Source organism: Alteromonas sp. 5E99-2 (assembly GCF_017368475.1).
GTDB lineage: Bacteria > Pseudomonadota > Gammaproteobacteria > Enterobacterales > Alteromonadaceae > Alteromonas_F.
Genome location: NZ_JAFNJE010000069.1, coordinates 1 through 582, shown reverse-complemented (window position 1 = coordinate 582; position 582 = coordinate 1). Strand labels below are relative to the sequence as shown.

1 protein-coding gene is annotated in these 582 nt (G+C 50.3%); it reads left to right on the top strand.

Going from position 1 to position 582, the window contains the following annotated elements:
* Positions 1–128 precede the first annotated feature (128 nt).
* Positions 129–582 (top strand): GntR family transcriptional regulator (locus tag J3L16_RS15915; protein WP_207614047.1); only part of this gene is annotated, 454 nt, incomplete at its 3' end.

Genomic DNA, 582 nt, shown 5'->3' with positions numbered 1-582 from the left:
GGCGCACGTACGTTTGTCTTGCGTCGTTGGATGATCAACGAAGGTTCGGTAACTGTGTCAGCGAACCTATCGACCGGTGGCGCGGCCTTTAGTTAATCGATGCGCGCAGCAGCTTCAGGAGAAGCCCAATGAACATGATGAAAGATTCAGAAACGAAGGAAACCTCAGCTACTCACGCTGCGTACCGTCAACTGCGCAACATGATTCTAACTGGGGAGCTCGAAGCGGGTAAGAAGCTGAAGATCGAACAATTGCGTGGTTTACTCGAAATGGGCGCAAGCCCGGTGCGAGAGGCCCTTAGTCTTTTGACCTCTGATAAATTGGTTGAAAGGATCGATCAACGCGGCTTTCGAGCAGCTCCTGTGAGCAAGGCAAACTTCGAAGAAATTTTGATTTTGCGTTGTACGCTTGAAGATATGGCACTACGCGCCTCGATTGGTAACGCTGACGCGGAATGGGAAGAACGTCTAGTCCTAAGTCATTACCACATGAACAAGGCGAAAGGCGCTGACGTGTCGTCTTTTGAAGTGGCGCACAAAGTCTTCCATATGGCACTGATCGACAATTCGAAGCTACCGATGT